Source organism: Nocardia sp. NPDC004151 (assembly GCF_042874235.1).
Classification (GTDB): Bacteria; Actinomycetota; Actinomycetes; order Mycobacteriales; family Mycobacteriaceae; genus Nocardia.
The window spans coordinates 475,499-488,246 of record NZ_JBIAMR010000003.1 but is presented as its reverse complement, the minus strand read 5'-3'; the positions used below and the strand labels follow the sequence as shown (position 1 = coordinate 488,246).

The following is a 12,748-nucleotide window of genomic DNA, read 5'->3' as shown; positions in this document are numbered from 1 at the left end:
CCAGGCAGGTAGGCCCATGTTCCGCCGTCCCATCTCCCCCACCGAACTCATCTACTTCCCGATGCGGGATCTGGCTCCGCCGTTCCTGATGCAGCTGGTCGTGGAGGGCACGGGCAGCATCGATCCGGAGGCGCTGCGGCGCGCGGTCGCCACCGCCGCCGCCGCGAACCCGGGCGCGCGCCTGGTGCGCGAGGGCCGCCACTGGGTGGACAGCGGACGCGCACCCGGCGTGCGCGTGGTCGAGCACACGCTGCGCTACCCCGCGCTGGAAGCGGATCCGGTGCTGACCAGCCCGATCGGGCCGACCCCCGACGCCACGGTGGAGGTGCTGCTGCTCACCGGCACGACCACCGCGCTGGTCTTCCGGGTGTTCCACGGCGTCATGGACGGCATGGGCATGGTCATGTGGACCACCGACGTGCTGCGGGCGCTGCGCGGCGAGGAGCCGGTGGGCGCGGCCGACCCGATCGCCGACGCCGAACTGGTGAAGCGGATCGGCGCGCCCGGGCGGCCCACCCTCATGCTGCCGCGCTTCCGGTCGGCGACCGGGCACGGCCGCCAGGAGCGTGGCGAGCACCGGCATCTGTTGCGCACCAGGACCATTCACGCGACCGGGCCGGGCACGCTGATGCGGGTGGCGGCCATGCTGGCCGACGAGGGCGGGCCCGTCTCGCGCATCATGATCCCCGTCGACATCCGACGCCACGACCCGGAGCTGCGGTCGACCGCGAATCTCGCGCTGCCGCTGTTCCTGGACGTGCGGCCGGGCATGGACTGGCGGCAGCTCAACGAGATCAAGCGCGCGGGGCTCGCGGAGAACCGCGAACTGAACCAGATGGACAACGGCGGGCTGAAGTACCTGCCGCAGGCCGCCGGACGCGGACTGCTGCGTGTCCTCAACGCCCTGGGCTCGCGCACGGGCCTGAACCTGGCCTCCGCCACCGTCTCCCACATGGGCCGCTACGATCTCGACGCCCTCGCCGTCCCCGGTTTCGCGCCCACCGCCATCAAGGTGATGCCACAGCACAGCGTCGCCATGCCGCTGCTCATCGGCATGACCGAATGCGGCGGGCGCACCGAGCTCACCGTCTCCGCGCGCAGCGGCCGCGGCGTGCCCGAACGCCTGGACGCGCTGCTGGACCGCATCGTCCGGACGCTGGAAAGCGAACTCGCCCAGCAACCTTCGACCGCTCACAACTAGGGACCGAGCCCACCGGGGTGTAGCGGCGGTGCCGCCGCCGAGCGCGTCCGGCCTGGCCACGGTGCCCGGCCCGACGCGCTGACCCGCTCGCGCACAACAGGATCGGAGTGCCCATGACCACCGTCGGCAATTCCACCGAGGCCGCCGGAGCCGGGGTCGAGGGCGACTCGCCCGCCACCACCGGCGATCCCGCCGAGACCACCGACCACTCGGCCGCAGCCGAATCCCGGGGTGTCAGCGGACGATCGCACGGTGGCGCGGCATCCGGTGATCACGCGGCGGTCGGCGGTCTCGTGGCCGCGTGGGCGCGCGTGGTCGTCGCCCGGCCGAAGACCGTGCTGGTGGCGGCGGTGTTGTTCGCACTGGCCTGCGGGGTGTTCGCGACCGGACTGCAGCAGCGGGTGAGTTCGGCGGGATTCGTGGTGCCGCGCAGTGAATCCACGGCGGTGGACGCCTGGGTGACCGAGCGGCTGGGGCCACAGAATCCGGATGTCATCGCCGTGTACACCGCGCCCGAAGGGCAGTCGCTGGCGGATATCGGGCCGCGGGTGACGGCGGCCATCGCGTCCATCGACCCGGCCCTGTTGCGGCGGCCCGTCGAAAGCTATTGGAGCAGTGCGCGATCACAGTATCTGCGGTCGGCGGACGGGCGGCAGGCGGTCGCCGTGGTGTTCTCGGCGGGCGACGACAACCAGCGGGTGGCCGAGTATCCGAGAATCGCTGCCGCGCTGCGGGTCGACGGGCTCGACACGAAGCTGACCGGGTACAGCGCGCTCGCCGACACGATCAGCACGCAATCACGGCACGATCTGGTACTGGCCGAATCCGTTTCGATCCCCTTGACGGCTTTGGTGCTGGTTCTGGTGTTCGGCGGTGTGGTGGCCGCCGCGCTGCCGGTGGCGATCGGCACCCTGGCGGTGATCGGGGCGCTGGGCGCGGTCGGGCTGATCGCGCGGCTCACCGAGGTCAGCGTGTTCGCCATGAACGTGGTGTCGCTGCTGGGGCTCGGATTGGCCATCGACTACGGGCTTTTCATCGTCGGACGGTTCCGGGAGGAACTCGCGCGCGGAGCCGGCGTGGAGGCGGCGGTGACCCGCACGCTGGGCACGGCCGGCCGCACGGTGCTGTTCTCGGCGCTGCTGCTCATGTGCGCGTTCGCGGGGACGTTCGTCTTCCCGCTGGCGGTGCTGCGCTCGCTCGGGATCGGGGCCATCGCCGCGGTGGGGCTGGCCGCCGCGCTGTCGGTGACCGCGCTGCCCGCCATGCTGGCGCTGCTCGGTCCGCGGATCGGCAAGTGGAGCTGGCGCGCGGACGCCTTCGATCGTTCCGAGGCTCGGGCGCAACGGTTCTGGGGTGGCGTTGTCACCGCGGTCATGAAGCGGCCGGGCGTGATCGCCCTCGCCGTCGGCGCGATACTGCTCGTGCTGGCCGCGCCGCTGACCGGTGTCCGGCTCGGCGACATCGACCACACCGCCCTGCCCGCGGGCAATGAAACCCGGGTCGCCGTCGAGGAACTGACGGCGCACTTCCCCGCCGCCAACAGCGGGGCCACCATCCTGGTCCGCGAAACCGGCGGCGGCACACCGACTCAGGCCGGGGTCAGCCGGGCGCTGCGGGAGATCGGCGGCGTGCCCGGAGTCCGGCAGGCGCTGGCCCTCGATACCCGCGACGACACCGTCATCGTGCACGCCGCGCTCGCCGCCCCGGACCGCTCACCGCGCGCCCAGGACATCGTGCGCGACCTGCGGGACCTGCATCCGGACGGACTCGAACTGCGGGTCGGCGGCGAGAGCGCCACCACGGTCGACAGCATCGCGGCCGTGCTCGATCGGCTCCCGCTCATGATCGCGGTCATGGTGGCCGTCACACTGCTCATGCTGGCGCTGGCGTTCCGCTCGATCGTCCTGCCGCTCAAGGCCGTCCTCATGGCCTTCCTCAGCCTGGCCGCCACCTTCGGCGTGCTCACCTGGATCTTCGATCAGGGGCATCTGGCGGGTGCGCTGCACATCAGTGTCGGCCCGCTGTCCGCGGGAATGATGGTCCTCATCATCGCGGTCGTGTTCGGGCTCTCCACCGACTACGAGGTGTTCCTGCTGTCGCGCATGGTGGAAGCGCACGACGCGGGCGCGGACACCGAGACCTCGGTGCGCGTCGGAACCGTGCAGACCGCGCGCGTGATCACCGCCGCCGCGACGCTGCTCGTGCTCATTACCGGCGCGTTCACGTTGTCGCCGCTCACGCCCATGCGGTTCCTCGGCCTCGGCATGGTGATCGCGCTGATCATCGACGCCACCCTGGTCCGCATGCTGCTGGTCCCGGCGCTGGTGAAACTGATGGGGCCCGCCAACTGGTGGACCCCGGGTCAGGGGCGGAGGCGGACCGGCAGCGCGGTGAGTCCCCGCACGATCAGCGATTTGCGCCAGGACAATTCGGCGTCGGTGGCGAGCACCAGGTCCGGGTAGGCCGCGAGCAGGCGGGTCAGCGCGACCCCGCCCTCCATGCGCGCCAGCGGAGCGCCGACGCACCGGTGGATGCCGTAGCCGAAGGCGAGATGGTTCTTGTCGGCGCGGTCCAGGTCCACCCGGTGCGGGTCGTCGAAGCGCGACGGGTCGCGGTCGGCGGCGGCCATCGACACCAGAACCCGCTGACCCGCGGGGATGTCGATGCCGCCGACGGTGACCGGGGCGGTCGTGTAACGGAAGGTGCCCTCGCCGGCCGGGGACTCGAAGCGCAGGACTTCCTCGACGAAATCCGCCATCCGGCCCGGGTCCGCGGCGAGAGCGGCCCGGACTCCGTTGTCGGTCAACAGGATCGCGACAGCGTTGGAGATCAGGTTCACGGTGGTCTCGAAACCCGCGATCAACAGCAGGAACACCATGCTGATCAGCTCGCGGTGGGAGAGCCGGTCGCCGTCCTCACTGGCCGAGATCAGTTCGGACAGCAGGTCATCGGCCGGCGCTTCCTGCTTGGCGCGGATCAATCCGTCGATATAGCCGAGGAACTGGCCGACGGCGGCGCCACGGGCCTCGGGGGTCTCGTCATTGGAGACCAGGGTCGTGGACCAGGCGCGGAAGCTGTCGCGGTCCTCGTTGGGCACGCCCAGCAGCTCGCAGATCACCAGCATGGGCAGCGGGAACGCGTAGCGGTCCAGCAGATCCTGCTCGGTCGCGGCGTCCTCGGCCAGCCCGGCCAGCAGACCGTCGGCCAATTCGGTGATGCGCGGGGCCAATTCGCGCACCGCGCGGCCACTGAACGCGCGATTCACCAGCGCCCGCAGCCGGGTGTGCTCCGGCGGGTCGTAGAACAGCATCATGTCGCCGAACATGGCCGCGCCCCCGGCATCACCACCGAGCGCGGCCTGCGCGCCCGGCGATTTGAGGGCCTTGCTGACGGCGGGATCCAGGAAGACGGCCTTCGCCGCCTCGTAATCGGTGACCAGCCAACCGGTCCCGCCGTCCGGGAAGCGCACGAAATGCGCAGCGCCGCGCGCCCGCAACACGTCGTACGCGTCGTGCGGCCGCTGATAGAAATCGTCGCTCAACTCGAACGGTTCCAGCACCAATTCACTTGCCGGAGCGGCCGTCTCATGCACCATGATCGGGGACTGTAACAGCGGCCCGCGGGGCCGGGCTCGGCATCGGCGCACCCCTTCCAGTGGGCACACTGGCCAGACAACCGCGGGCCGATCACCGACCCGGGGAGCGCTATTCGGCGGAACGGGCCGCCAGCACCGCGTCGTACAGCTCGCGACGCGACGCTCCGGTGGCGGCGGACACCTCCGCGCACGCGTCCTTCAACCGCAGCCCCGACTCGATCAGGGCTTCGACCTGGCCGACCAGATCGGCGGGCTCGGCCGAAACGGGCTGCGCGCCTTCGAGAACCACGGTGATCTCACCGCGCGCCCCCTCGACGGCCCAGGCGGCCAGCTCCGCCAGCGTGCCGCGCACGACCTCCTCGTAGGTCTTGGTGAGCTCCCGGCAGACCGCGGCGCGCCGGGTCGGGCCGAGCACCTCGACCGCGTCGGCCAGGCAGTCGGCGAGCCGGTGCGGGGCCTCGAAGAACACCACCGCACGGGCTTCCGAGGTCAGCGTGCGCAGCCACTCCTTGCGCTGCCCGGACTTGCGGGGCGGGAACCCGTCGAAACAGAAGCGTTCGACGGGCAGGCCGGACAGGGCCAGCGCGGTGGTCACCGCAGACGGGCCGGGCAGGCAGGTGATCGGCAGGCCGTGCTCCACGCACGCCGCCACCATCCGATAACCGGGATCGCTCACCGACGGCATGCCCGCGTCGGTGACCAGCAGCACCGTCTTCCCGGACTCGATCTCCTCGAGCAGCATCGGGATGCGCGCGGTCTCCACGTGGTCGTAGAAGCTCACCACCCGGCCGGAGATCTCCAGCTCTAGCGCCTTCGCCAGCGACCGCGTCCGCCGCGTGTCCTCGGCCGCCACGATGTCGGCGGTGGCGAGCGCGTCCCGCAATCGCTGCGAGGCGTCACCGATATCGCCCATCGGCGTCGCCGCCAGGACCAGCCGGCCCGGCGCACCGGACCCGGCGCTCATCTGTTCCGCTGTTCCACTCCGAGACACCCGCCGAACCTACCGGCGCGGGCGCGCGAACCCCGGCCGGGGGCCGCCACCGGAGTGGCGGCGGCTCACCGGAAGGCGACTCGAGGGGCGCGACCGCTTACGATCGACGGCGTGACCCAGGTAACCGACGTGCGACCGTCAGCGGTTCAGGCGGAGACGGCGGCGCTGTCGAGTCCCGCTCCGCTGGTGCCCTCACCCGATTTCGGGCCCACGGACTGGGCGCGGGGCTGGGTGGTCACGCTGTTCCTCACCGCGATCGCGGGCATCACCCGGTTCCTGCTGCTGAACTATCCGACCGACCTGCACACGCCGGTCTTCGACGAGAAGCACTACGCGCCGCAGGGATGGCAGGTGCTCACCAACGGCGGCGTCGAGGACAACCCGGGCTACGGGCTGGTGGTGCACCCGCCGGTCGGCAAGCAGATGATCGCGCTCGGCGAGGCCATCTTCGGATACGGGCCGTGGGGCTGGCGGTTCACAGCCGCCGTCTCCGGAACGCTGCTGGTGCTGCTCGTGATCCGCATCGTGCGGCGAATGACGCGATCCACCCTGATCGGCGCGTTCGCGGGCATCCTGCTGATCTGCGACGGACTCACCTTCGTGTCCTCCCGCATCGGCATGCTCGACATCTTCCAGACGCTGTTCGTCACCGCGGCCTTCGGCTGCCTGGTCGTGGACCGCGACGACATCCGCACCCGCATCGCGCGGGTCGCCGCCGAGGGACGCATCGACGACACCGAATACGGGCCGCGGTTCGGCGTGCGCTGGTGGCGGTTCGGCGCGGGCCTCATGCTCGGACTGGCCTGCGGCACCAAATGGTCCGGCGCGTACTGGATCGTCGGGTTCGCGGCGCTGTCACTGGCGTTCGACCTGGCCGCGCGACGTGGGTATCGGGTGAAGAAGCCGTGGGAGGGCGTCGCCCGGCGCGACCTCGGGCCCACCGTCTACGCGCTGATGGTCGTGCCGGTGTTCGTCTACCTCCTGTCCTTCTGGGGCTGGTTCGCCAGCGAGACCAGCTACGACCGGTACGCGGTCGGGTCGAAGGTCGGTCGCGGCGGGGACTTCTCGTGGGTGCCCGGCGCGTTGCGCGGACTCTGGTACTACGGCGGCGAGGTCCTCAACTTCCACAAGGAGCTCACCAACTCCGCGGGCAATCACCATCCGTGGGAATCCAAGCCGTGGACCTGGCCCATGGGACTGCGGCCGATGCTCTACTACTACGCCGACACCAATGTCAGCGGTTGCGGGCAGGCCGCCTGCGTCAAGGCGGTCATGGCGATCGGCACGCCCGCGCTGTGGTGGGTGGTCTTCCCCATGCTCGGGTGGGCGCTGTGGCGCAGCATCGTGCGGCGCGACTGGCGCTACGCCGCCGTCCTGGTCGGGTACGGGGCGGGAATCCTGCCCTGGTTCCTGGATCTGGACCGGCAGATGTACTTCTTCTACGCGGTGCCGCTGGCCCCGTTCCTGGCCATGGGCGTGGCGCTGGCGCTCGGCGACATCCTCGGGCACGCGCCGCCCAGCGGACGGCGGCTCTCGGGCGCGCCGGGCTGGCAGATGTTCACCCCGCCCAGCGAACGACAGGGGCTGGGGCTGCTGCTGGTGTGCCTGTACCTGGCGCTGGTCATCGCCAATTTCATCTGGCTGTGGCCGATCCTGACCGGTATGCCGATCACACCCGGCAACTGGCACGACCACCTGTGGCTGCCCAGCTGGAGGTAGGACCGACGGCGGGGCCGGAAACTATGGCGCCGTGTCGTTCTCGCCGAGCGCGGCGTGCAGATAGCGCTCCGCGGCGTCGTCGTCCAGGCCTAGTCGCCTGATCACGGCGACGTACTCGGTGGCGGCGCGGCCCGCCAGGTCGCGGGTCGGGTCGCCCGAGGACGCGATGAAAGAGCCCAGCCGCCCGCGGGTTTCGAGCATGCCGTCCTGCTCCAGCTCGCGGTAGGCGCGCGCCACCGTATTGGGGGCCAGCTTCAGCGTCGCCGCCAGCGCCCGGACCGTGGGGATCTTGGTGCCGGCGGCGAGCTCACCGGAGCGCACCCGGGCGATGATGCCCTGGCGCAGCTGCTCATACGGCGGGACCGTCGAGTGGTGGTCGACCGGGATGTCCAGCATGGCTTCATCACACCTCGTCACGCGACAACGGGCAGGACAGGCAGCGCGGACCGCCGCGGCCGGAACCCAGCTCGGAGCCGGGGATGCGCAGCACCTCGATTCCGGCGTCTTCGAGCCGCGCATTGGTGTTCTCGTTGCGTTCGTAGGCCACCACCACGCCGGGGGCCAGGGCGAGGGTGTTGTTGCCGTCGTCCCACTGCTCCCGTTCGGCGGTGACGCCGTCCAGGCCGGTGTCGACCACCCGCAGCTTGCCGATGCCCATGGCCTCGGCGGCCACCCGCAGGAAGGGGTCGGGGCCGGAGATGCTCACGCCACCCTCCTCCTTACGAATGGTGAAGGCGCACAACTCATCCTGGATCGCCGGATACATGACCACGGCGTCGACGTCGACCATGGTGCAGACCGTGTCGAGATGCATGGTCGCACGGGTCTGGGCGATCGGCACGACGAGTACGGTGTGGGCCAGATCATCCTCGAAGAGACTGCGCGCCAATGCTTCCGCCCCCGCGGCGGTGGTGCGCTCACCCACCCCGACCGCCACCACGCCCGGGGACAGCAGCAGCACGTCGCCGCCCTCGATGGGCGCGGTGTGCGATTCGTAGGCCCGGCGCACACCCAGGAAACGGGGGTGAAAGGCGTAAATCAGGTCGGTGAGCGAGGTTTCGCGGGCCCGGGCGGGCAGCGCCAGCGAGGTGATCGCCACGCGCGGGCCGACCCAGAACGACGAGTCCCGGGTGAACAGCAGGTTCGGCAGCGGATCGATGACGAAATCGTGGCCGTGATGCATGCGGCGCACCAGCGAGGTGGCGTCCTGAACGAACGGCAGCTCGTCGAATGTCATGCCGGACATCAGGATCTGCGCCAGCTCCGGGGCGGGCACCCGGCGCAGGTGGGCGGCCAGCTCGTCGGCCAGCACGTGACCGAGCCGGCGGGCGTCCACCGCCCCGGAAATACCCTGGATCCGGGCGGCGCCGCTGCCCTGGATGGTCTCGGTGAGCACATCGGCCAGCAGCAGCACCTCGACCCCGCGGCCGCGCAGCACTTCGGCGAAGATATCGTGCTCCTGCTGGGCGCGCTCCACCCACGGAATGGCGTCGAACAGCAGCTGATCGTTGTTGCGCGGGGTGAGCCTGCGCAGCTCGTCGCCCGGGCGGTGCAACAGCACCGTGCGCAGTGCGCCGACCTCCGAGGTCACGGAAAACGGTCGCGCCGTGGGTGCGGCCTTTGTTCCCATGACACGACGGTAGTTGCCCGCGGCACGGATGGCATGCAATTCGCACCCGGGAAAAGCTCGAGTCGTCCCGGTGAATCCTCCGGTCGCCGGGTCGCCGTGACAAGAAACCTGGAGTAATGTTCAGGAATGCAGACCGCGTCGTGGCAGGCGAAGGAGCTGACCCCCGGTCAGCTCGCCCAGCGAGCCGGAGTATCGGTGTCCGCCTTGCACTTCTACGAACGAGAAGGGCTGATCAGCGCCCGCCGGACCAGCGGCAACCAGCGCCGCTACTCCCGCGAGACCCTGCGCCGGGTCGCCTTCATCCGCATCTCCCAGCGGGTCGGCATACCGCTCGCCGAGATCCGCCACGCCCTCGACAATCTGCCCGACGGGCGCAACCCCAGCCGCCGCGACTGGGAGACCCTGTCCACCGCCTGGCGCGCCGATCTCGACGACCGCATCGAACAGCTGGTGCGGCTGCGCGACAACCTCACCGGCTGCATCGGCTGCGGGTGCCTGTCGCTGGGCGTGTGCAAGATCTTCAACGCCCACGACCATCTGGGCGACGAGGGACCGGGCGCGCGGGTGCTCGACACGCACGCGGCCGAGAACTGCACCAAGCCCGGCGTCTGCGAACCGACCGCCGATCAGATCTGACCGGCCGATCCGTCGCACCAGGTCCGGCCACCGTGCGGCCTACCGCCCGGCCCGACGCCGACGGTCAATCCGCCGTGCTCGCACCCGTCACTTCGGCCTGCCGCTCGGACTTCGGCTCCGACCTGGGCAGGAAGGTGGTGAACAGGTCGTTGGCGCGACGCATGGCGAACTCGTACGGCCAGGCGAACTTGCGGGCCCACCAGTAGCCGAAGCGGATGTCGAACTGGGTGTGGATCAGGTAGGTGCCCTTCTCCACGCCGCGCAGAATCGTCTGGGCCACCTCGTCCGGGGACTTGGCGTGGCGGCGGAAGCGCCTGATCCAGGCCTGGATTCGCGGGTCGTCACGGTCGACGCCGACGATGTCCACGGTCTGCACCAGCGGGGTGTCGACCGCGCCCGGCACCACCAGGTGGACATCGATGTCGTGGCGGGCCAGATCGAAGCGCAGCACCTCCGAGACGCCGCGCAGACCGAACTTGCTGGCGCTGTACGCGGCGTGCCAGGGCAGCGCGAGCAGACCGGCCGCGGAGGACACATTGACCAGCGCCCCGCCCCGCCCGGCCTGGACCATGGGCGGCACGAAGTTCTCGATCACGTGGATGGGACCCATGAGGTTCACATCCACCATGCGCTTCCAGTGCTTGTGCTCGAGGTTCTCGACGGTGCCCCAGGTGGAGACGCCCGCGATGTTCATCACCACGTCGAGCGAGCCGAGCTGCTCGTGCACCTGCTCCGCGAACGCGGTGACGGCCTCGTAGTCGCTGATGTCGAGGGCGGTGGCCACCTCCACGGTGCCGCCGCCGGAACGGATGGATTCGACGGTGGCGTCCAGCCCCTCGACGTTCACGTCGGTGAGCACCAGCCGGGCGCCCTTGCGGGCCGCCGCCAGTGCCGTGGCCCGGCCGATGCCGCTCGCCGCGCCGGTAATCAAAGTCTTCTTGCCGCTCAGGCCACGATCACGCACGCCGATCCATCCCTTACTTCGACAGCCCTGTCAGAACCGCACGCTACATCACGAACAATAGTGTTCGCGAGTCGGACGAGTACCGGTTTCGCCCCGATTTCCCTGGGGGTTCGGGTCATCTCCGGGCAGGTCAGGACGGTCCTGGCAGGACCGACCGGCTGGTACCGGGCAGATCCAGATCCAGCGCGATCCGGCCCGCCGCCAGATGCTCCTCGACCTCCTCGGCCGGCATCGGCCGCGCGATCAGGAAGCCCTGCGCCCGATAACAGCCCAGCGCCACCAGCGTGCGCGCCGCCACCGTGGTCTCCACCCCCTCGCCGACCACGCCCAGACCGAACGAACCAGCCAGCCCCACAATCGATTTCACGATCGCCAGATCATCCGCGCTGGCGCCCAGCCGCTGCACGAACCCGCGGTCGATCTTCACCGCGTCCACCGGCAGCGCCTTCAGATGCGACAGCGACGAATACCCCGTCCCGAAGTCGTCGATCGCGATCTGCACGCCCATCCGCTTGAGCCCGCGCAACGTCACCTGCGTGCGCGCGAGATCCTGCACCACAACATGTTCGGTGATCTCCAGACACACCGACGACCCGTCGATCCCGTACCGCCGCAGAATCCCCTCCATGGTCTCCACGAAGTCCAGCGAAACCAGCTGCACCGGAGACACATTGATCCGGATCACCACATTCGACGCCAGCCCCCGCCGCCGCCACAACGCGAACTGCTCGCTGGCCGTGCGGATCACCCACCGGCCCAGCTCCCCCGCCAGATTCGTGGCTTCCGCCACCCCCACGAACGCCCCCGGCGGCAACAACCCCCGCGTCGGATGCTGCCACCGCACCAACGCCTCCAGCGCGACGACCCGCCCCGTCCGCAAATCCACCTCGGGCTGATAGTGCAACACCAGCGACCCGTCCGACACCGCACTCCGCAAATTCAGTTCGACGTCGTCCTGCAACTCGAACTGCGCCCGCATGGCATCGGTGAAAACAGCCACCCCATTGCCGCCACTGGACTTCGCCGACAACAGGGCATGATCGGCCCGCCGCAGCACATCCGCGACCGTGGTCTCCCCCGGAATCCCCAGCGCCACACCCACACTCGCCCCGCGACTGACGGTTTCCTCCCCCACCGTCACCCGCCGCCCGATCAACTGCTGAATCCGCGTCGCCTCCGCCCCGGCCGACTCCGCGTCCATCGGCTTCGCGGGCACGATCACGAACTCGTCGCCACCCAGGCGGGCGATCATGTCCGCGGGGTCGAGGTTCTCGCGTAACCGGGTCGAGAGCGAGCGGATGAAATTGTCGCCCGCGGTGTGCCCCAGGAAGTCGTTGAGTGCCTTGAGCCGATCCAGATCGAGGAAGAAGGTCGCCACCGGCCCGGCATTACCGGGCCGCAGCCGGTCCTCCATGTGCTCCAGCAGCGCGCGCCGGTTCACCAGCCCGGTCAGATCGTCGTGCATGGCGATGTATCTGAGCCGTTCCTCGGCCACCACGCGCGCCTGCAACTGAGCGAACAGGGCGGCGATCGCCTTGAGCACATTGAGCTCGCGAGTGCTCCATTCGCGGTCGCCCTCTTTCACGAACCCCAGCACACCGGTCGGCTCGCCACGCGACACCAACGGCACCGCGGCGACCGATACGGCCGCCACCCCGGTCGAATCGCGAATCGTCTGCTGATAATCGTTGTGCTGGGGGCCCGGCCGCACCACCATCGGCTCGATGGCGTGCTCCAGAGCCGAGAAGACCGAATCGGAGCCGTCGAAGTAGGTGACCTGGAGCGGGTCGGGGTTCGGCACCACGGGGCGCGGCGGCCATTCCGCGATCAGGACCGAGGCCCGCCGCTCCGGGTCGGTATGCCGCAGGAAGCTGGTATCGACATCGAAATGCTCGATCAGCCAGGACAGCACGCGCTCGCTGGCCGCCACCATGGTGGTGGCATCGACCCCCATCAACTCCGAGGCGACCTGGGTCACCAGTGAGTCGAGTGTCCGCCGAGGCACCTTGTCT

At 70.0% G+C, this 12,748-nt stretch carries 10 protein-coding genes; 4 read left to right on the top strand and 6 right to left on the bottom strand.

Translation table 11 applies throughout. The features are described from left to right. Positions 1-16 precede the first annotated feature (16 nt). Positions 17-1,201, top strand: a complete 1,185-nt coding sequence (locus tag ACFYTS_RS09555; protein WP_357280529.1) for a peptide synthetase — start codon at positions 17-19, stop codon at positions 1,199-1,201. Positions 1,202-1,494: 293 nt separating this feature from the next. Then, positions 1,495-3,663 carry an MMPL family transporter gene (locus tag ACFYTS_RS09550; protein WP_387302877.1) on the top strand — a complete coding sequence of 723 codons (2,169 nt, stop codon included), beginning with the start codon at positions 1,495-1,497 and terminating at the stop codon, positions 3,661-3,663. Here ACFYTS_RS09550 and ACFYTS_RS09545 read toward each other — a convergent pair. Further along, positions 3,564-4,796, bottom strand: a complete 1,233-nt coding sequence (locus ACFYTS_RS09545) for a cytochrome P450 (RefSeq protein ID WP_387302497.1) — start codon at positions 4,794-4,796, stop codon at positions 3,564-3,566. The genes ACFYTS_RS09550 and ACFYTS_RS09545 overlap by 100 nt on opposite strands. Positions 4,797-4,905: 109 nt before the next feature. Then, a complete protein-coding gene (gene rsmI, locus ACFYTS_RS09540) occupies positions 4,906-5,760 on the bottom strand; it encodes a 16S rRNA (cytidine(1402)-2'-O)-methyltransferase (protein WP_357280536.1) in 855 nt (284 codons plus the stop codon). A 138-nt stretch (positions 5,761-5,898) separates the two neighbouring features. Here rsmI and ACFYTS_RS09535 point away from each other — a divergent pair, with 138 nt between their 5' ends. Further along, positions 5,899-7,506 (top strand): dolichyl-phosphate-mannose--protein mannosyltransferase, encoded by a 1,608-nt coding sequence (locus ACFYTS_RS09535; RefSeq protein WP_387302495.1) that lies wholly within the window; start codon positions 5,899-5,901, stop codon positions 7,504-7,506. Positions 7,507-7,527: 21 nt separating this feature from the next. Here ACFYTS_RS09535 and ACFYTS_RS09530 read toward each other — a convergent pair whose 3' ends face one another. Together ACFYTS_RS09530 and arcA are read right to left on the bottom strand one after the other, a co-directional pair. Further along, positions 7,528-7,902 carry a GntR family transcriptional regulator gene (locus ACFYTS_RS09530; protein ID WP_357280540.1) on the bottom strand — a complete coding sequence of 125 codons (375 nt, stop codon included), beginning with the start codon at positions 7,900-7,902 and terminating at the stop codon, positions 7,528-7,530. Positions 7,903-7,909: 7 nt separating this feature from the next. Next, positions 7,910-9,136 carry an arginine deiminase gene (arcA, locus tag ACFYTS_RS09525; RefSeq protein WP_387302493.1) on the bottom strand — a complete coding sequence of 409 codons (1,227 nt, stop codon included), beginning with the start codon at positions 9,134-9,136 and terminating at the stop codon, positions 7,910-7,912. A gap of 126 nt (positions 9,137-9,262) precedes the next feature. On the opposite strand from arcA, the gene soxR reads away from it, so the two are divergent. Beyond that, positions 9,263-9,772 (top strand): redox-sensitive transcriptional activator SoxR, encoded by a 510-nt coding sequence (gene soxR, locus ACFYTS_RS09520; protein ID WP_357280545.1) that lies wholly within the window; start codon positions 9,263-9,265, stop codon positions 9,770-9,772. Between the two features lie 64 nt (positions 9,773-9,836). Here the strand turns inward: soxR and ACFYTS_RS09515 are convergent, their stop codons facing one another. Next, on the bottom strand, positions 9,837-10,736 hold the full coding sequence (locus ACFYTS_RS09515; RefSeq protein WP_357280548.1) for an SDR family oxidoreductase: 900 nt from the start codon (positions 10,734-10,736) through the stop codon (positions 9,837-9,839). Between the two features lie 130 nt (positions 10,737-10,866). After that, positions 10,867-12,741 carry a putative bifunctional diguanylate cyclase/phosphodiesterase gene (locus ACFYTS_RS09510; protein WP_387302490.1) on the bottom strand — a complete coding sequence of 625 codons (1,875 nt, stop codon included), beginning with the start codon at positions 12,739-12,741 and terminating at the stop codon, positions 10,867-10,869. Positions 12,742-12,748: the final 7 nt, after the last annotated feature.